The sequence below is a fragment of the Tabrizicola sp. YIM 78059 genome, from assembly GCF_004959785.1.
Classification (GTDB): Bacteria; Pseudomonadota; Alphaproteobacteria; order Rhodobacterales; family Rhodobacteraceae; genus Tabrizicola; species Tabrizicola caldifontis.
Map to the genome: position 1 here is coordinate 109570 of NZ_SJZH01000009.1, position 18061 is coordinate 127630.

General features: G+C 66.8%; 16 protein-coding genes. 4 read left to right on the forward strand and 12 right to left on the reverse strand.

Going from position 1 to position 18061, the window contains the following annotated elements; translation table 11 throughout:
• On the reverse strand, positions 1-1041 hold the full coding sequence (locus EZM81_RS12765) for a GlxA family transcriptional regulator (protein ID WP_135450390.1): 1041 nt from the start codon (positions 1039-1041) through the stop codon (positions 1-3).
• A gap of 222 nt (positions 1042-1263) precedes the next feature.
• On the opposite strand from EZM81_RS12765, the gene EZM81_RS12770 reads away from it, so the two are divergent.
• Positions 1264-2541 (forward strand): hypothetical protein, encoded by a 1278-nt coding sequence (locus tag EZM81_RS12770; protein ID WP_135450389.1) that lies wholly within the window; start codon positions 1264-1266, stop codon positions 2539-2541.
• Positions 2542-3306: 765 nt separating this feature from the next.
• Here the strand turns inward: EZM81_RS12770 and EZM81_RS12775 are convergent.
• From EZM81_RS12775 to EZM81_RS12790, 4 genes are all read right to left on the reverse strand, one after another.
• Positions 3307-3804: a c-type cytochrome gene (locus EZM81_RS12775; protein ID WP_169052370.1), complete on the reverse strand. Its 498-nt coding sequence runs from the start codon at positions 3802-3804 to the stop codon at positions 3307-3309.
• 44 nt (positions 3805-3848) lie between these two features.
• Positions 3849-5204 carry an FAD-binding oxidoreductase gene (locus tag EZM81_RS12780; protein WP_169052371.1) on the reverse strand — a complete coding sequence of 452 codons (1356 nt, stop codon included), beginning with the start codon at positions 5202-5204 and terminating at the stop codon, positions 3849-3851.
• A 225-nt stretch (positions 5205-5429) separates the two neighbouring features.
• A complete protein-coding gene (locus EZM81_RS12785) occupies positions 5430-6782 on the reverse strand; it encodes a GAF domain-containing protein (protein ID WP_136645979.1) in 1353 nt (450 codons plus the stop codon).
• Entirely contained in the window at positions 6779-7318 is a 540-nt protein-coding gene (locus EZM81_RS12790) for a hypothetical protein (RefSeq protein ID WP_136645980.1), read from the reverse strand. The genes EZM81_RS12785 and EZM81_RS12790 overlap by 4 nt, the downstream gene beginning before the upstream one ends.
• A gap of 257 nt (positions 7319-7575) precedes the next feature.
• On the opposite strand from EZM81_RS12790, the gene EZM81_RS12795 reads away from it, so the two are divergent.
• The 3 genes from EZM81_RS12795 to arsJ all read left to right on the forward strand — a co-directional run bounded on the left by EZM81_RS12795 (position 7576) and on the right by arsJ (position 10756).
• Positions 7576-8415, forward strand: coding sequence for a metalloregulator ArsR/SmtB family transcription factor (locus EZM81_RS12795; RefSeq protein WP_136645981.1), 840 nt, complete (start codon positions 7576-7578; stop codon positions 8413-8415).
• Between the two features lie 3 nt (positions 8416-8418).
• Positions 8419-9426 (forward strand): ArsJ-associated glyceraldehyde-3-phosphate dehydrogenase, encoded by a 1008-nt coding sequence (locus tag EZM81_RS12800; protein ID WP_136645982.1) that lies wholly within the window; start codon positions 8419-8421, stop codon positions 9424-9426.
• A gap of 82 nt (positions 9427-9508) precedes the next feature.
• Positions 9509-10756, forward strand: a complete 1248-nt coding sequence (arsJ, locus tag EZM81_RS12805) for an organoarsenical effux MFS transporter ArsJ (protein WP_136645983.1) — start codon at positions 9509-9511, stop codon at positions 10754-10756.
• Here arsJ and EZM81_RS12810 read toward each other — a convergent pair.
• The 7 genes from EZM81_RS12810 to EZM81_RS12840 form a co-directional block, all read right to left on the reverse strand.
• The gene (locus tag EZM81_RS12810) at positions 10743-11903 is read right to left on the reverse strand and encodes an MFS transporter (protein ID WP_136645984.1); all 1161 of its coding nucleotides are present in this window, start codon (positions 11901-11903) and stop codon (positions 10743-10745) included. The two genes, arsJ and EZM81_RS12810, sit on opposite strands and share 14 nt — an antisense overlap.
• A 318-nt stretch (positions 11904-12221) precedes the next feature.
• On the reverse strand, positions 12222-12524 hold the full coding sequence (locus EZM81_RS12815) for a helix-turn-helix transcriptional regulator (RefSeq protein WP_136645985.1): 303 nt from the start codon (positions 12522-12524) through the stop codon (positions 12222-12224).
• Positions 12525-12781: 257 nt separating this feature from the next.
• A complete protein-coding gene (locus EZM81_RS12820) occupies positions 12782-14863 on the reverse strand; it encodes a bifunctional sugar-binding transcriptional regulator/dihydroxyacetone kinase subunit DhaK (RefSeq protein ID WP_136645986.1) in 2082 nt (693 codons plus the stop codon).
• Positions 14863-15528: a dihydroxyacetone kinase subunit DhaL gene (dhaL, locus tag EZM81_RS12825; RefSeq protein WP_135450377.1), complete on the reverse strand. Its 666-nt coding sequence runs from the start codon at positions 15526-15528 to the stop codon at positions 14863-14865. The genes EZM81_RS12820 and dhaL (EZM81_RS12825) overlap by 1 nt, the downstream gene beginning before the upstream one ends.
• Before the next feature lie 67 nt (positions 15529-15595).
• Entirely contained in the window at positions 15596-16231 is a 636-nt protein-coding gene (gene dhaL, locus EZM81_RS12830; protein ID WP_135450376.1) for a dihydroxyacetone kinase subunit DhaL, read from the reverse strand.
• Positions 16232-16238: 7 nt separating this feature from the next.
• Entirely contained in the window at positions 16239-17231 is a 993-nt protein-coding gene (locus tag EZM81_RS12835; RefSeq protein WP_136645987.1) for a dihydroxyacetone kinase subunit DhaK, read from the reverse strand.
• Between the two features lie 7 nt (positions 17232-17238).
• Positions 17239-17997: a GolD/DthD family dehydrogenase gene (locus EZM81_RS12840; RefSeq protein WP_136645988.1), complete on the reverse strand. Its 759-nt coding sequence runs from the start codon at positions 17995-17997 to the stop codon at positions 17239-17241.
• Positions 17998-18061 lie beyond the last annotated feature (64 nt).

Below are 18061 nucleotides of genomic sequence, written 5' to 3' on the forward strand. Positions count from 1 at the left end.
TCAGCCAGCGCGGGGTCGGGCCTCGACCACCCAGCGGAACTTCTGCCGGTACTGTGCTGGCGCGATGCCCGTCGATCGCTTGAAGACGCGGCGGAAGGCGGCGGGCTCGGCATAGCCCACCTCGGCTGCAACGGCTTCGATGGGATCGTCGGAAGTTTCCAGCATCTGCTTGGCCTCCTCGATGCGCAAGGACAGCACGTAATCAAGCGGCGCATAGCCGGTCGCGGCCTCGAAGCGGCGCTTGAATGTCCGATCTGTCAGCCCCGACGCGGCGGTCATTCCTGCAACGGGGTTGGGCGCGGCGTAATTCAGCGCGATCCAGTCCTGCGCGGCGGTTATGGCGGCATCATTGTGCTGGCGCGGACGAACGCGGGCGGCGAAAGGCAACTGGCCGTCGCTTCGGTCACCGAACAGGAACAGCTTGGCCGTGCGTCGCGCCTCCTCCTCGCCGCAGAAACGCGCCACGAGATAGAGAGCGAGGTCGGTCCAAGAGGCTGAGGCCCCCGCCGTGACCAGCCGGTGTTCGTTGCCTGTCGGCACCAGCACCCGCTCGGGGTGCAGCCGCACTGCGGGGTAATGGTCGCGCAGCATGTCCACCACGGCCCAGTGGCAAGTCGCCTGCTGCCCGTCGAGGATACCCGCCTCGGCCAGCATGACCGAGCCGGTGCAGACCGAACAGATCAGCGCGCCCTGCGCCTGCTGTTCGCGCAGCCAAGCCACGGCCTCGGGCCAGCGGCCGCGTGGGTCTTCGTCATAGCCGATGGCCAGATCACTCACGATCACGATATCGGCGCGCTTTGCCTCGGCGAATGACAGGTCGGGCAGGATCGCCACGCCGATGGAATTGCGGAACGGCTCGCGGCCTGCCGCGACGACTCGCGGGGTGAAACGGCAGGGGCCCGCGCTCCAACCGGTCAGCGCCTCCCACCCGCTGCCGACGAAGCTGAACACCTCGAGCAACCCGTGCAGCACGCCCGAGGAGATCTCGGGAACGGCAACGAGGCAGACGGAAATCCGGCGCGGCGAACAAGGCGTAGCCATGGTCAATGATGGCACATTCGGACCGATTCCGTCGAGTCTGTGCCTCACGCCGCCGATGCAGCGCGTGGCATCTGCCCGGCGCGGGATGGCCCCGCATCGGAGGCTCCCATGTCCCACATCACCCGCAGACGGCTTTTGGGCACGACACTGATCGGCGCCGGAACCCTGCTCGCCGGCCTCGGAAGAGCCCGGGGCGAAGACATTGCAACGAAAGGCAGACTCATGCTCGATTCTTTCTCTCCCCTGCCGCGTGGCGTCGTGCAGGCCGCCACCTTCCCGCTGATCGAGGCGATCCAAGGCCGCCGCTCGCGCCGCTTTGCCCGGGGCGCGACAATCCCGACCGGCCCGCTGGCCTTTGCCTCTGCCGAGCCACCGCAACCGCTCGATCCGGTTGAACAAATGCTGCTGATCGCCACGATCGCGGGCAATACCGGCTGGGCGAATCTCTTTGCCCATCACCCGGCCTATGCCGGGCAGCTGCCCAACTACACCACTGCGGCGGGTGGGCGCAGTTTCCCTTCGGCGGCCGGCTTTCACACGACGGAGTTCTTCTTCACCGACGATACCGGCGTCTATTTCCTGCCCACGCGGGACATGACACCGGTGCCCGAAACCGGAAATCGCGACCTGCATGCCTGGGTCAAGGCCCATCGCGCGCGGATCGTAAAGCTTGCTGACGGTCGGCTGAACCTGCCCGCCGAGATGCCCTACATGGAGGGGCACAACAGGTGGTGCGCGAACGTTCCCGGCTCGACCCTGATCTGGCCGGTGGCAGACCTCGCCCAGCATGTCATCCTGATGCTGCTCTACCTCGTGCAGAACGGGACCGGGATCTACGACGATATCAACGACCGCCAGATCCCTGGGCTGGAACGCTTCGCCCACCGGATCGACCTCGCGGCGGCTTATCCGATGACCTTCGTCGAGCAGGATGCGATGACCGATGTCTCGGTCGAGATGGGGACGGCCTGCTACTCCGGAGCGCTGATGCTACAGGCATTGGGGCTGGGGGGCTGGATGTACTCCGGCCTCAACCCATTCGCTGTGCTGGGGGCGAGCGGAGATCCGGCCGTGCCGGGCCTCGGCTTCCGGTTCGAGATGCTGGAGGGCAATCCGCTGCCACATGTCACCGGCCTGCCGGGCGTGTTCGAGGCGCATGTGCCCCCGCACCATGCCGACATGCGCGCCGCTGTGGAATCGGTGGTGCGGCGCAAGTTCGGCGCGGGCGGGCCGTTCGACCCAGCTCAGGGCGGGCCGTATCGGGACAATGCCTCCGTCCGGTCGGCCGCCGCCCCGATCGACGCCGAGGCGATCGAGATCGCCACGATCATGGCCGACTATGTTCTCGGCACCTTCGGGCGCTTTCCGGCCACGGTGCCGCCTGTCTATGCCAAGATGTATCTTCAGGCGCACCGGCTGGACCTGGCCTTCTACGACCGGCACTTCGGTCCCGGCGGCTATCTGCGCACCCATGCCGAACACGACCGCAACTGGGGCTGAGCTTCCCCGATGTGACGGGCATGCACCCCCTGCCCGCCCGCAACCGGGTTGCCCGTGACGCGGCAACCCGCACCTTTTCGGGGACAGTTCCCATGACCGGCATCACTCTTGCAGCGGCCGCACCGGAGCCACCCGCGACCGAGCGTTTTCGACAAACCCTTGCCGAAGCCCGCGCGCTGATCCGTCTTGCCCTTCCCATCATGGGCATCGCGCTGGTCAATATGGCCATGAGCGTCACCAACACGCTCGTGGTCTCGGCTGCCTTCGGTGCGGGGACGCTGGCCGCTGTCGCGGTCGGCAGCGACTTTCAGTCGCGCCTGTTCTACCTCGCCGCAGGCACCATCGGCGGTCTGCCTGATCCTGGTCCTGATGGCCGCGCCGCTGACAGGCCGAATGTTTCAGGCCGACCCTGTCGGAGCCTCTACCGCCTTGCTGGTCGTCGGTACGTTGGCAATGCTTGGCCTGACCGAGGCCCTGGCAAACCCGGTTTCGGTCGCCGCAGGCCTTCTGCGCGGGCGCAAGGACACGCGGGTACCCATGGTCCTTACGCTTGCAGGCTACCGGGCCCTGGGCGCCCCCCCTTGGCCTGCGGCTGGCGGACGGGGCCGACCTTTGCATTTCCGGCCTGTGGGTCGGTCTTGCCGCGGGCACCGCCGTGATGTCGGCATTGATGATCGCACGGGTCAGCAGAGGCTGAAGACTGCGCCGGCACGATCGGTTGGCGGCAGCCCCGGCAGCATGACGCAGCGGGGCGGCCGACAGGCTTCACTGCGGCGGCAGTGTCACCTGGTAGAAGGGCGCCAGGGCATCGTCGGCCGCAGCGACCGGTCCGAAGCGTGGTGCCTCGACGGGCGGCTGTGCGCGCAGCCAGGCGATGAGCGCGTTTAGATCCTCAGGTGCAAGGGCGGCATAAGACGGCGACGGCATGACCGGGGCCAGCATGCGCCCGTCCCGTGCGGTGCCGCCGATGATCGCCGCAGCGATTTCGGCATCGCTCCAGCCGCCCAGCCCGGATGCGTCGGGCGTCAGGTTGGGCGGCCAGAAGATGCCGAGGCCGGGGATCTCGAAGCCTATGGTGCCGCCCGACAGGCCTGCCTCGATGATCAGGGCGCCGTCGGCGCCCCGAGGCATGTGGCACCCGGCGCAGTCCATGATCGTGGCCAGGTATGCCCCGCGCGCGATCTGCTCTGCGTCCGGGTCCGCCGACAGGGCCGGAGTGGTGAAGGCGAGGCCGAATACCATCGGGAATGCAAGGGATTTCATCCTGATCTTCCTTTCCGGGGGTTCACCCCATGTCGATGCGGGCATCATTCGGCGGCCTGAACGACAGCCGCCGGTGCGGATGCAAACACCCCGGCGGGGTCGAACCGTCTGCTCAGGGCGGCAAGGCGAAGCGACGCCGCTTCGGAATGCGTGGGCAGATGGCCGCCCGGACGGTCAAGGTCGCACAGCCCGACGTAGGCACCCGTTGCAAGCGGCGCGATCTCGGCGATCAGCCCGTGCAGCCAGGCCGAGTTGCGCGGATCCTCGGCCGCGTCGGCCCACAGCGCGTAAATGGCGCCGAAAATGCGTCCGCCGCAAGAAAAGGCGGCATCTGCCGGCAGGGGAACGGCGTTCGGAGCCAGGGTGAGGACCGCGAAGGTTTCCGCCGAAGGCGCACGGGCCATCCCTTCCACCACATGGCCCAGAATCTGGCCCAGCGAACCATCCGACCAGACCGAATCCGCACGATAGCGCCGACCGGCCGGCACAGACGGATCGGTCGCCATATACAGGCCCGCAAGCGGCGACTGCATCGGACCGATCTGGTCCAGCGCCGGGGGTGCGCCCAGGGCAAGGTCCGCATGCACCATACGCGCGGCCTCGGCGCTGTCGGCAAACACTGTGGCGATCACGGCGATGATCGGGCCAGCTGGCCCTGCCGCCACCTTTGCGGTAAACTCGACCGCGGTGGGGGCCTTGGCCATCACCGTTTCTGCCCAGGAGGCAACCTCGTCTGCCATCTTGCCGGGATAGACCCGCACCACCGTCTCGATCACGGCGGGCGCAAGCTTCAGGTCCAGATGCCATGCGGTGACGACCCCGAAGAAGCCCGGGCCTGCGCCCCGCACGGCCCAGAAGATCTCGGGGTTCTCGGTTGCCGAGACAGTAACAAGGCGGCCATCCGCCAGAACGACTTCGGCTGAAGTCACCAGACCGCAGGCCATACCCCAGGCGCCACCGTTCCAGCCGACGCCGCCGCCCAGAAGATAGCCGCTCATCGGTACGCTGCCGCAATGGCCAAGCGGAAAGGCCAAGCCCTTCCGATCTAGAGCCGTGGCCATCTGAAGGTTGGTGACGCCAGGTTCCGCCCGCGCCTTTCGGGCCGTTGCGTCGATCCGCAGGCCATTCAGTGCGCCGAGGTCGATCACCATGTCGGCCCGCGTCGCAACCCCGGTGAAGTGATGGCCGCCCCCGCGCGGCGACACGGTAAGCCCGTTGGCAGCGGCAAAGCGGACCGCCTCCTGCACGTCGGCGACCGATGCGGCGCGAACGATGAGTCCGGCCCGGTGCGCCGGCTTGCGACCGTTCCAGACCAGTGCGTCGTGATCCGCGCCGAAGGCTGGTTCCAAGGCAGTGATGACGGCGCCGGAGACCCGGCGCCTGAGAATTTCGGCGTTCATGTCGTTCCTGTTCCGGGCAAAGGCCTGCCCGATTGCTGTTGCGACCGGCGCAAGCAGCACCGGTCCTTGTCTGGTTTGTGGTGGCGATGACCGGAAAGGGATTGCAGCCAACCGGGCTGACCGAACCGGCTTTCGCCTGGCGGGTGTCATAGGCGAAGCAGGGGCCGGACGCTTGCTAAGTCTCCCGGCAGGAATCCGTAAAAGAATGCTAAGCGCCTTGAACGGTCAGCCGGCCGGCGTAGCGGCCTCGCCCATTTCCTTCAGGCGGATCCCGCAGGCCGCGATCAGGCGGAACCGGCCCCGACCGGTCTTCTCGATCCTGAGGCAGGCACCCCTTTCGTCCAGCCGCCGCCGCAGCAGCACCAGCCGGGCGTCCAGATTTTCGGCGTGGGCGGGCAGGCGCAGGGTGCGGTCAAGCCGCAGTTCGCGGGTAGAGAAGTCCGTGCGGCCTGACTCGGCATTCTGCCGCAGCAGGCGCCACAGGATCGCACCGGCAACGCCCTTGATCAGGTAGTCGCCGTCCAAAAACACGCTGTCGTCGCGAGCGAAGTGCCGCACGGTCACAAGGCCCGAAGGGGGATCGGCCGGCAGCCCGGATGTGTCGGCAGGCCGTGGCTCATCCTCGCCAAGCAGGGTGGCAAGCGCACCCAGATAGCCGGCCAGCAGCATCAGCGCATCCTCGTGCTCATGATCGAAGCGCATGATTTCGCGTGCTTCGCAGAACAGCACACCCAGCACCCTGCCCGCCGACAGGATGGGCACCGCGATCTGACTGTGCGGATCGCCTAGGCCAGGGAAGGGCACACCGTGCGGTTCTCCGGCGACAAGCCCGGCCTGTCGCGCCGCCGCGCCCAGCGCCGCACCATAGCGGTAGTCGGCGCTGAGGTGGCCGATGCGGATGGGCACAGCTTCGCGTGCAGCCACACCGATCACGCCCTCGCCCGGCAGTATCTCGGCCCCGACGCCTGACGAGGGATAGCCGCGCGATCCGATGGCAAACAGCCGGCCGTCGCCTTCGGCCATCAGCAGGATGGCATGGGGAATGCGCAGATGCCTTACCACCCCGTCCAGCAGCGCATCGGCCAGATCGTCGAAGTCGCGGCAGCGCGCCAGATCGTCGATGCAGCTGCGCACGGCCGACAGAAGCGGCGGGCGGTCGTCCTGCCGCGCTACCACCGGAGCTGTGAGCTGCTCGACCCCCACCACGCGAAAGATGTCGGCCCCCAGCAGACGGAACACCCCCTCCAGCCCGTGATGCGAGGCGATGCCGGCAAGGCGCGCCTTCATCATTTCGTAAAGCGGTCCTTCGGTGCGGGTCTCCACATGGTCGAGATGCAGACGATAGCGGGCATGTGTGCGGGGGTCGAAGATCTCGACGCAGGCCTTGCCGGTGGCCAGGAGATTGGCCCGGGTCTTGTTGAAGAACTGCCACGACAGCGCCACATGGTCATCATCCACCCAGTGGACCTGGCTGATCATCGAGACATTGGGCCGCCCGTCGGCGTCGCAGGTGGACAGCAGCGAAGCCGCGATCCCCTCCATTGCGCCGCGCAGGGCCCGAAGGCCGCAGACAGTCATCGCCGCAACTCTGCCCCGGCGCCGGGGCCCGGGGTCTGGGTGAACACGCGATCTGGCTGGAACTCGACCACCGCAAGGCAGGCGGGGTCGAAGGCCACATAGGCCAGCGCCTGTGCCCGCGTATATCCCAGATCCATCAGTTCATCCGACAGGATGACGCATTGACGGGTGATTTCGGGAAGATCTTCCGGCTCGGGGTCGCCGACCAGCGCGGATGGGGCCTTGAGCTGGATCGACCGGTGGTCGCGCGCGCTGGAAAAGGTCGCGGCTATCGCGCTGCCGGCCCGGATCGCCTGAAGCAGCGGGGCGTTTCGCGCACGGTCAAGAAACAGCCGGACCACCGTCGCCTCGTGCACCCGGCAGGCCGTTGCGGAACCGACAAGCGGCCGGCCATCAACACCCCGAACCCCGAGGATCGGGGCCACCCCGCCCTGAAGGAACGCTACCATGTGCGGCGGCAGTCGGCCGGGTGGCGGACTTGCGTCGCGCCAGGTCGCCTGGTCGTCGGTCGGTGTGGCATATCCTTGCGCTGTCATGCCGGAGATGGCGATTGTTCAAGGGGACCGGCAGCGCCAGAATGCCCGCGATGCGGGGTTGGGAACGGCGGCTCGGCATCATGGGCGACAGCATAGGCGCAGCGGGAGGGTGCTGGCAATCGCGGAATTCCGCACCCGTCCCCGCGCGACAAGGCATGCGGCTGTGCTGCCATTCTGCAGCCGGGCCCATATCGCAAGGCCCGACCGTCATGAAACCTTCACTGGACGCGGGCTTTAGTTTCCTGCATTCGGGAAACATGGAACTGAATCGCGCTGCCCATGCCTTCGCCACGCTCGGCCATCCCGGTCGGCTGACCGTATTTCGCCTGCTCATGCGCTTTGCTCCGAAAGGAGTGCGCCCGACAGAGATTGCCGAGGCGCTGGACCTTAAGCAGAACACTCTTTCCCATCACCTTGCGGACCTGACTGCCTCGGGCCTGGTCAGCGTCACCCGGCACGGCCGTTCCCTTTACTACGCGGTCGATCTGGACGCGACCGAGGGCCTGATCGGCTATCTCGCGCTGGATGTGGGCCGCGGCCGGCCCGACCTCATTTCCCCTCTTTTCCCCGAGCAGAAGGATCCCGCCATGCGTGACACCGATTTCGACGTACTCTTCATCTGCTCGGGCAACTCGGCCCGGTCGATCTTCGCCGAGGCGCTTCTGCGCGATCTGGGCAAGGGCAGGTTTCAGGCCTTTTCGGCCGGAACGCGGCCGGGAACCGAACTGAACCCTTTCGCGCTGGATGTGCTGCGCCGCAATGGCCATGACGTGAAAGGCCTGCGGTCCAAGCACATTTCGGATTTCCAGAAGCCCGATTCCATCGTGATGGATTTTGTCTTCACCGTCTGCGACACGGCGGCGGCCGAGGAATGCCCGCCCTGGCCGGGACAGCCGATCACCGGCCACTGGGGTCTGCCCGACCCGGTGAAGGCGACCGGGACCGATGCGGAAAAGGCGCTGGTGTTTGCCCAGACCTATGCCGCCCTGCGCCGCCGGATCGCGGCCTTCGTCGAACTGCCGTTCGAGAGCCTGAGCCGCCTGTCGCTGCAGGCCCGCGTGGACGCCATCGGCGCCGACACCGAAGCGAAGGCCTGAGCCATGGCCCGGATCGCACTCAACGGCCTTGGCCGGATCGGAAAACTCGTCCTGCGCGACCTGATCGACACCGGTGCGGGCGGCGAGATCGTGCTGCTGAACGATCCGGTCGGCGATGCCGAACAGCACGCGCTGCTGCTGGAGTTCGACAGTGTCCACGGCCGCTGGCATACCCCGGTTTCGGCCGCAGACAGCGCCCTGATGCTGGGCGGGCAGAGGATCCGCCTGACCCATGAAAAGACCATCGAGGCCCTGCCGCTGGGCGAACTGGGCGTCGATCTGGTGATCGACTGCACCGGCGTCTTCAAGACCGCCGCCAAGGTCGCGCCCTACCACGCCGCCGGGGTGAAGAAGGTCGTGGTCTCTGCCCCGGTCAAGGACGGCGGCGCCCTGAACCTGGTCTATGGGGTGAACCATCACCTCTATGACGGATCGCAAAACCTCATCACCGCCGCCTCCTGCACCACCAACTGCCTGGCCCCGGTGGTCAAGGTGATCCATGAAAACCTCGGCATCCGGCACGGCTCGATCACCACGATCCATGACGTGACCAACACCCAGACCATCGTGGACCGCCCGGCCAAGGACATGCGCCGGGCGCGTTCGGCGCTGATGAACCTGATCCCGACCACCACGGGCAGCGCCACCGCGATCACGCTGATCTACCCGGAACTGAAGGGGCGCCTGAACGGCCATGCGGTGCGGGTGCCGCTGCTGAACGCCTCGCTGACCGATTGCGTGTTCGAGGTCGAGCGGCCCACCACGGCCGACGAGGTCAACGCCCTCTTTGCCGCCGCCGCCGAAGGCCCGTTGAAAGGGATCCTCGGCTACGAGACGCGCCCGCTCGTCTCCTGCGATTTCACCAACGACCCGCGGTCCTCGATCGTCGATGGCCCCTCGACCATGGTCATCAACGGCACTCAGGTGAAGGTCTATGCGTGGTATGACAACGAATGGGGCTATGCTTGCCGGCTGGCCGACATCGCGCGCATGGTCGCATCCAGCCTCTGACCCCTTCTTCCGTTCCGAAATATCCTCCGGGGGTCCGGGGGTGGAAAACCCCCGGTCCGCCCGCCAGCCTCAGGCCCCGCCGATGACCGCACCGAACCCCATTCGCGCCTATGCTGCCGTCACGGCAGTCTACTGGGCCTTCATGCTGTCGGACGGCGCGCTCAGGATGCTGGTGCTGTTGCATTTCAACAGCCTCGGCTTCACGCCGATCCAGCTGGCCTGGCTGTTCCTGCTGTATGAAGTCGCCGGCATCGTCACCAACCTCGCCGCCGGCTGGCTGGCCGCGCGCTTCGGCCTGGCCGCGACGCTGTATGGCGGGCTCGCCTTGCAGATCGGGGCCCTCGTGGCGCTGGCGCAGCTTGACCCCGGCTGGTCGATCCCGGCCTCGGTCGTCTTCGTGATGGCGGTGCAGGGCGTCTCGGGTGTGGCCAAGGATCTGGCCAAGATGTCGTCGAAATCCGCCGTGAAACTGCTGGCCCCGAAAGAGGATGGCGGGTTGTTCCGCTGGGTGGCGCTGCTCACCGGGTCGAAGAACGCGGTGAAGGGCCTGGGCTTCTTCCTTGGCGCGGCGCTTCTGGCGCTGGCGGGGTTCCGGGCGGCGGTCTGGGGGATGGCCGCGGTGCTGGCCGTTATCCTGATCGCGGTGGTCCTGTTCCTGCCCGCAGGCCTGCCGGGGCGGATGAAGGCGGACGAGGCCTGGGGCGGCTGGCGGTCGAAGGACGCGCGGGTGAACCGGCTGAGCCTTGCCCGGATGTTCCTGTTCGGGGCCCGCGACGTGTGGTTCGTCGTTGGTATCCCGGTCTATTTCCAGGCGGTGCTGTCCGACGGCACCCCCGAGGGCCGGCGCGCGGCCTTCTTCCTGATCGGCGGGTTTCTCGCGCTCTGGATCATCGCCTATGGCGCGGTGCAGGCCGCGGCTCCCCGCCTTCTGGGCGCCAAGGGCCAGCCCGAGGCCGAGACGACGCGCAAGGCAATCTTCTGGGCGGGCCTGCTGGTGCCGATCCCTTTCCTGCTGGCCGTGGCGGCCTGGGCGGCGGGAGGGCCAGCGCCCTGGCTGACGGCGACGCTGATCGGGGGGCTTCTGGTCTTCGGCTTTGTCTTCGCGGTCAATTCCTCGGTTCATTCCTACCTGATCCTCGCCTTCGGATCGGCCGAGCGCATCACGCGGGACGTGGGCTTCTATTACATGGCGAATGCCGCGGGGCGGCTGGTCGGAACGCTACTGTCCGGTCTCAGCTACCAGATCGGCGGCCTGCCGCTGTGCCTGGCCACGGCAGGCGCCATGGCGCTGGCAAGCTGGCTGTCAGCCCGCAGGCTCAGCCGCGCCTGATCGCCAGAAGCGCCAGCGTCGCCAGCACTCCGATCCCCGCGGTCAGCCAGATCGCCTGCAGCCCCCAGGCCGCCAGCGCCGCCCCGAAGATCAGCGGCGCGGCAGCCTGCAACACCCGCGCCGGGGCATTCAGCCAGCCAAGCCGCGCGCCATATCCGGCGGCTCCAAACAGCGCCAGCGGCAGGGTGCCCTTGGCGATGGTCAGGATCCCGTTGCCCGCCCCGTGCAGCAGGGCGAAGGCATAGGCGGCAGGCCCCCCGAACCCGACCAGGCAGACGGCGGCCAGCGGATGCGCCGAGGCCGCCAGCCGGGCCGAGATCAGCGGATGGAACCGCCGCAGAAGCCCGAACTCCAGCACTCGCGCGGCCACCTGCGCCGGGCCGATCAGCGCCCCGGCGGCGATCGCCATGGCGCCGCTCGCCCCCGCCGCCTGCAACAGGCCCGGCAGATGCGCAGCCATCGCGGTCGAGTTGAACCAGGTCACCGCAAAGACGAAGGCCAGCAGCCACAACGCCCGGCGCGAGGGCGGCGGGCCGTCCGCGGTCTCGGCCACCGTCGGCACGATCCGTTCCGTCCCTTTCGGCAACAGCGCGTTCAGAGGCAGGGCCAGCCCCAGGTGGATCAGCGCCCAGCCCAGGCAGGCCTCGCGCCAGCCCCAGGTGGCCAGCATCAGCCCGGACAAGGGCCAGCCAACCGTGCTGGCGAAGCCGGCGATCAAGGTGATGCCGGTGATCGGACCGCGCGCCTCCTTGCCGTAGATGCCGGCCAGGGTGGCAAAGGCGGCCTCGTAAAGCCCCATGCCCATGCCGAGACCCAAGATTGCCCATCCGAGGAACAGCATCCCCGGCGAAGCGGCAAGGCTAAGAAGCCCCAACCCCAGGGCAAAGACCAGGTTGGACAGGATCAGGACGCCCCGCCCGCCGATCCGGTCGATACGCGCCCCGGCCCAGGGCCCGATCGTGGCCGAGACCACCATCGCGATGGAAAACGCCCCGAAGACCCAGACCGGAGACAGGTCGAAGCTTGCCGCCATTGGCGCAGCCAGCACGGCCGGAATGTAATAGCTGGAGGCCCAGCCGATGGTCTGGGCCACCCCCAGCGCCGCGACGATCCATCCGCGCCGCTCAACAGGCAGGGTCAACGCCATGCGCACCCCCTGGCGGGCTGATGCTTGCCGCCCGGTATGGCCGCTTTGCCGGCATCGGCACAGCCGTGCAAGCGCCCTGCCGCAGACCGACGGCCACGCATGTCCGTAACAGCACCGCGGTAACGCTTGGGCCCCGTGTGCCGGGCAGGCCGGATGATGCGATCAACATCCCGACGGCGGGGCCTGTTCTGCAGGTCGCCGCAGAACGCGGGGCTGGGCGATTGGCTCTGTGCCTGACCCTGGGTCGCAATGCGCCTGCGGCTTGCGCAGACCCCCATCTGCCGGGGAACTTGCCAGGTAAGACGTGATGATGCCGGGTCATTCCGTTGTGCCGCAAGCGTCGGCGCAGCATTCCGCGGCAAGATCGTCGATCAACGCGCGCATCACCGGATAATTCGTTCGGCAGATCAGCGAGGTGCCCGCGCGCTGCTGCTGGATCAGATCCACATGAACGAGGCCGCGGCAGTGATGCGACAGCGTCGAGCCGGGAATGCCCAACTTTTCCTGGATCTGCCCCATGGACAGCCCTGCCTCGCCGGCGCGCACGAGTAATCGATACAGCCGCAGCCGGATCGGGTTGCCCAACGCGGCCAGGCGCGAGGCCGCAATGTCGATATCCATGGCGTCATCCCCTTATACCATATTTCTAGAATGATCGAAAATTCAGGTCAATCTCTGCTGCCGCGGTAATCCTGCGCGGCGGGGTGGGGCATGGCAGTAACCTGCAGGGGTCGGTTCCAGCTTCATGACGGAACCGTGTCGCCCCCATTTCAGCGCGCCGCAGTGCCGCTTTCGCTGACGCGGCTTTTCCTCGTGTCGCCAGCCCGCGTCGGTCCGGCAGACGCTGCATCACTCCCCAGTCCTTTCCATGGGGCCGGTCAGGTGGCCTTCGCGGTGATCCGCTCTTCTGGCAGGATCGTCAGCGCCGCCGACCGGCAAGGATGATCGAGCAATTCCTTCAGTTCGGGATCCAGATGCATCATGGAAAGGGATACGCCCGCCATGTCGAGCGAAGTATAGTAAGCCCCCACAAAGGTCCGATGCACGCGAAGCCCCCGTGCCTTAAGCCTCTGACGGACGCGCTTCAGAATGATGTAGAGTTCAAAGTTAACCGTGCTTCCCAGCGAATTCACCAGCAGGGCCACTTCGTCTCCACGACTGGCGGGCATTTCCGAAAGGATGCGGTCCAGCAGCAGGTCGGCACAGGCATCGGCTCTCTCGATGCCACGGCGTTCCACGCCCGGTTCGCCGTGGACGCCGACGCCGATCTCCATATCTCCGGGTCCGAGGGCAAAGGTCGGCCGGCGCGTTTCGGGAAGGCTGCACGGTTCCAGGGCAAGACCCATCGTGTATGTCCGCGCATTTGCATGCCGCGCCAGTGCTTCGCAGGCGTCCAGCGCAAGCCCCCGCGCAGCTGCCGCGCCCGCGATCTTGAAGGTGAACACATTGCCAGCCACGCCGCGGCGGGATGTGCGCAGTTCGATCGGGGAAGAGGCGATGTCATCCGTTGTCACGATGGAGCGGACCCTTACGCCCTCGGCCTCCATGACTTCGGCTGCCATGTCGAAGTTCATCACATCGCCGGAAAAGTTCCCGTAGATGTAAAGCGCGCCGGCACCACCCTGCACCGCGCGGGTCGCGGCAATGATGGGGTCGGGCGGCGGCGAGGCAAAGATGTTCCCGACGGCAGCGGCATCCGCCAGACCGGGTCCGACGTAGCCCCAGAAGGCGGGTTCGTGGCCCGCACCGCCACCGATCACCACGGCAACCTTGCCGGGCCGCGGTCCATCGATCGCACGGACGGCGCGGGTCGAGCCGGGCACCGGAGCAATCAGATCCTCATGCGCAGCCAGGGCCCCGCGAAGCGCCTCGTCCACGGCATCCTTCGGATCGTTGATGAACTTCTTGACTTCCATCCGCGCAGGAAGCGGCGCATCCGACTGGGGCGCGGATCGGCGCGGCGGTTCACGGTAGCCCTCGGCGGACAGGATGCCGCGACCGGTGGCAATGTCGGTGACAAGTATGCTGACATAGCCGCCGCGAAGCGCAGCCAGGATTGCGGCAACCTTGTCGAGGCCGCCGGCGATGGCGATGCGCTGCGGAATGCGCCGAAGCTGGTCCAGGGTCAGGCCGATGGTGCGATCATGCATGGGGCCGATCACCGGCTCGCCCCGCGCCGAGATGAAGCGCCCCGCCAGGCTGCCCACCGCGTCCTGATAATGCGCAAGCTGCATCGTGCCATCCAGAAAGCCGCTGGTATGGATGGTGCTTTCCGGTCGCAGAGACGAAATGCCCATGACGATCTTGTCAGCCTCTGCAAGGATTGCCAGCTGCTCGGCAAGGACGGCCTCTTGCATCAGCATGGCGCGGACTTCAGCCGAGGAGACGATGGCGGGGGCAGAGATCGGGATGGCGCGTGCATTTATGGCCTTGGCCAGGGTCGAAGCGCAGGCTTCCGGGGTCCAGGGAATCCTGGCGGTGGTGCCACCCGTCGCCTGAACCACCCGCACATCCTTTAGATCCAGCGGTCCGATCTGATCGGCAAGCGAAAGGACGGTCCTGCCCCAGGTCACCGCCAGCGTATCGCCGGAGCGCAGGATGCGTGCGATGACCCTTGCCCCCGCCTCGCCCAGGCGCGGGATCAGCGGGCGCTCGACGCCTTCGGTCGGGATGACAAGACAATCCTGCAGCCCGAAATGGTCGCGCAGTGACTGCGCGATGCTCAGGTCGCTGAATTTCTCGGGCGAGATCTCGACGTTGACGATGCCGCGCGCACGCGCCTCGGCCAGATAGGCATTCACTGTCGGCCGCGACACGCCCATCTGTTCGGCGATGGTCCCCTGGGTCAGCCCTTCCTCGTAATAGAGCCACGACGCCCAGAGCAGCGGGTCGTCGCCGAAGCGGAGCGGCATCCTCACTGCTGCGTCATCCGCTGGCCTGCCGCCCAGCCCCGATGCCATCAACCGCTTCCCTCTGCCGTTGCGGCCTCGTGGTCGGCCAACCACTCGTGCAGCGCGGCGATCACGATCACGGCAGAAGCTGCTCCCGGATCGACATGCCCAAGGCTACGGGCCCCAAGCCTGGCAGCACGACCGATCGAGGCGACCATGGCCCGCGTTGCGTCACAGCCTTCCCGGGCGGCTGTTTCGGCAAGGCTCAGACAGCGGGCAGGTGCGAGGCCAGCGTTGAGCGCATCCGTTGCAGCCCTGGCCGCAGGGCCCCAGGCATCCATCATGGTCTTGTCCCCGGGTCTTGCCTTGCCCCTCTCGGCGATCCCGCGGGCGAAGGCTGGAACCAGCCGCACCACATCGGCCGGTTCCAGCGTGACCTTCCCCTCCAGATCACGCCCGGCGGCCAGCATGGCGCTGGCGTATAGCGGCCCGGTGGTGGCGCCCACGGCAGAAAGGAACGACCGCCCCGCCACCATCAGCAATTCGAACGGTGCCGCGTTCGTCATTGCGGATGTAGCGCGTACGACCGCGGAAAACCCCTCGGCCATCGAGTTGCCGTGATCGGCATCGCCGATCGCGCCGTCCAGCGCACCGAGCTCGCTTCTTCCTTCGGAAAGGCGCAGGGCGATCAGCCTGAAGAGGTCTACGATATCTCTGCCCGTGATCTGTGCCATGCGATAACATGGACAGAAGGCAGTTGCCGTTTCAAGCCTGACTTGCGCCTGGCCGGGCATGGCTCTCTCACGAAAGGCGTTTCCGGAAGGACGCGCCCAGGCTTGTCAGGATCAGGCAGCAGGACGTGGCCCCGGCATCCAGAACGCCGCGCGAACGCTCGCCCAGGCGGCTGGACCGCCCGATCCGGGCCACAAGGTCTATCGTGCTGTCGCGCCCCCGTTCGGCAGCGGCTTCCATCTCGGTCAATGCGGCGGCAAATCCCCTGCCCTTCGCCGCATCAAAGGCCGCGACGGCGGGCACCAGCGTATCAATCAGGGTCTTGTCGCCGACCTTGGCGTTGCCTACGCCCTGAACGCCCGCAAGCCCGGCATGCAACATGGCGGAAAAAGCATCGGCGTCGATGTCATCCCTTCCCTTCAACGCACCGGCCATTTCCTCGAACATGAGGCCATAAAGCGGCCCCATCGAACCACCGATCTCGCCCATCAGGACATCGGACAGGACCAGCATTGCCGCATCCAGCGACATGTCCTTTCCGTGGATACGTTCGGCAGCCTTGCCGAACCCCTTGGCCATATTGCTGCCATGGTCGCCATCACCGATCTTGCCATCAATCTCGGACAGCCATGCCTTGTTGGCGACAATGACTTCGGCCAGTTCCTCGATGATCGCCGACTGACCGGCGTTCGGAATATGTGTCATGCGATCCTCACAGCGCGGGCGACGCGCAATCCATGTCAAGCAGGGCCTTCAGGTCATCATCCAGCGCCATGACCGTCAGTGTGGCCCCGACCATTTCCAGAGAGGTGAAATAATTGCCGACGAAGGCCTTGTGCACCTTCATCCCCATGGCCGCAAGTCCGGTTTCGATGCGGTCATACAGCACATAAAGCTCGTTCACCGGTGTCGCACCCAGGCCCGAGACAAGAACCGCCACCTCGGTGCCGGCCGGCAGGGCGTGGTCGTCCATGACGATCTTCAGCATGTCGTCGGCCACCTCGTTCGCCGTACGCAGACTTTCGACCCGTGTTCCGGGCTCGCCATGGTGGCCGATGCCCACTTCCATCGTGCCCGGCTCGATCTGGAAGTTCGGATGGCCCACGGCTGGCAGTGTGCAGGGGCCAAGGCCTACCCCTACGGAACGGCACGCATCGATGGCTTTCTGGGCGGCGGCCTGCACCTCGGAAAGGGTCGCACCCGTGGCTGCCTTAGCGCCGCCGATCTTCCACATGAAGATTTCGCCCGCCACACCTCGGCGCCGATCGCGTTCGCTGGGGGGGGCCGAACAGACATCATCGTTGGCCACGACGGTGGCGACCTCGATCCCCTCCTTGGCCACCATGCGGGCAGCCATCTTCACGTTCATGTTGTCGCCGGCATAGTTGCCATACAGCACCGCCACGCCTGCACCGCCGTCGGCGGCCTTAATGGCATCGGCGAAGCTCTTGGCCGTGGGCGAGGAGAAGATCTCTCCCACCGCAACGGCATCGACCAGGTTGCGACCGGTGTAGCCTATGAATGCCGGTTCGTGGCCCGAGCCGCCCCCGGTCACGATGCCCACGCGCCCGGCCCGGGGTGCGAAATTCGACACTACCACCCGCGGGTTTTCGGGCGAGATATGGACAAGATCCCGGTGCGCCTTGACGAAGCCGGCAACCGTTTCATCCACAAGATCGTCGGGGTTGTTCAGAAATCTCTGCATCTTGCCCTCACCTGACAGTATAGCCGCCATCGACCAGCAGATCGGCGCCATTGACCATGGCGGCCGCGTCAGAGGCCAGGAAAACGACGGCTGCGGCAATCTCGTGCGGTTCGGCGAACCGCCCGGTCGGGATCAGGGCCTTCATCGCCTCGCCCTTGGGGCCTTCCCATGCCTTGCGTCCAAGATCCGTCAGCACCACCGTCGGGGAAACCGAATTCACGGTAATTCCGTGGCGCCCCCATTCCAGGGCAAGGGTCTTGGTCACACCGATGACCCCGAATTTCGAGGCGCAGTATGCCACATGGCCTTCGATGGCGACCGATCCGGCCTGGCTGGCCAGGTTGATGATGCGCCCGCCCTTGCCGGCCGCGATCATCGCGCGGCCCACCGCCTGGGCCATCAGGAAGGTTCCGGTCAGATTCACTGCGATCGTCTGATCCCAGGCGCGCTGGGAAAGATCCTCGGCCGGGGCCAGATCGACGATGCCCGCGCTGTTCACCAGAATATCCGGCTCGCCGAGCTGCGAGCGCACCGCGGCAACGGCGGCGGCGATGCTGTTCGGGTCCGTCACATTGCAGGCGAAGGCAACAGCGCCCGCAAGGTCGGCGGCCCGCTTGCGCGCGGCCTCCTCATTGAGGTCAAGAAGGGCGACGCGCGCCCCCTGTGCGGCGAAGGCTTCGGCAATCGCGGCGCCGATCCCCGATGCGGCTCCCGTGACGACCGCGACCTTGCCGGTAAGTGAGAATGTGAAATCGGAAGCGGCCATGTGGCTATCCCTTGCTGCGTTCGAGGGGCCCGGGGGCACATCGAACATGCGCCCCCGGGAAGTA

What these genes read in the sequence shown, in the direction of transcription:
- EZM81_RS12765 (WP_135450390.1), bottom strand. Translation starts at nt 1,041, where the DNA reads ATGGCTACGCCTTGTTCGCCGCGCCGGATTTCCGTCTGCCTCGTTGCC.
- EZM81_RS12770 (WP_135450389.1), top strand. Translation starts at nt 1,264, where the DNA reads ATGCTCGATTCTTTCTCTCCCCTGCCGCGTGGCGTCGTGCAGGCCGCC.
- EZM81_RS12775 (WP_169052370.1), bottom strand. Translation starts at nt 3,804, where the DNA reads ATGAAATCCCTTGCATTCCCGATGGTATTCGGCCTCGCCTTCACCACT.
- EZM81_RS12780 (WP_169052371.1), bottom strand. Translation starts at nt 5,204, where the DNA reads ATGAACGCCGAAATTCTCAGGCGCCGGGTCTCCGGCGCCGTCATCACT.
- EZM81_RS12785 (WP_136645979.1), bottom strand. Translation starts at nt 6,782, where the DNA reads ATGACTGTCTGCGGCCTTCGGGCCCTGCGCGGCGCAATGGAGGGGATC.
- EZM81_RS12790 (WP_136645980.1), bottom strand. Translation starts at nt 7,318, where the DNA reads ATGACAGCGCAAGGATATGCCACACCGACCGACGACCAGGCGACCTGG.
- EZM81_RS12795 (WP_136645981.1), top strand. Translation starts at nt 7,576, where the DNA reads ATGGAACTGAATCGCGCTGCCCATGCCTTCGCCACGCTCGGCCATCCC.
- EZM81_RS12800 (WP_136645982.1), top strand. Translation starts at nt 8,419, where the DNA reads ATGGCCCGGATCGCACTCAACGGCCTTGGCCGGATCGGAAAACTCGTC.
- arsJ (WP_136645983.1), top strand. Translation starts at nt 9,509, where the DNA reads ATGACCGCACCGAACCCCATTCGCGCCTATGCTGCCGTCACGGCAGTC.
- EZM81_RS12810 (WP_136645984.1), bottom strand. Translation starts at nt 11,903, where the DNA reads ATGGCGTTGACCCTGCCTGTTGAGCGGCGCGGATGGATCGTCGCGGCG.
- EZM81_RS12815 (WP_136645985.1), bottom strand. Translation starts at nt 12,524, where the DNA reads ATGGATATCGACATTGCGGCCTCGCGCCTGGCCGCGTTGGGCAACCCG.
- EZM81_RS12820 (WP_136645986.1), bottom strand. Translation starts at nt 14,863, where the DNA reads ATGGCATCGGGGCTGGGCGGCAGGCCAGCGGATGACGCAGCAGTGAGG.
- dhaL (WP_135450377.1), bottom strand. Translation starts at nt 15,528, where the DNA reads ATGGCACAGATCACGGGCAGAGATATCGTAGACCTCTTCAGGCTGATC.
- dhaL (WP_135450376.1), bottom strand. Translation starts at nt 16,231, where the DNA reads ATGACACATATTCCGAACGCCGGTCAGTCGGCGATCATCGAGGAACTG.
- EZM81_RS12835 (WP_136645987.1), bottom strand. Translation starts at nt 17,231, where the DNA reads ATGCAGAGATTTCTGAACAACCCCGACGATCTTGTGGATGAAACGGTT.
- EZM81_RS12840 (WP_136645988.1), bottom strand. Translation starts at nt 17,997, where the DNA reads ATGGCCGCTTCCGATTTCACATTCTCACTTACCGGCAAGGTCGCGGTC.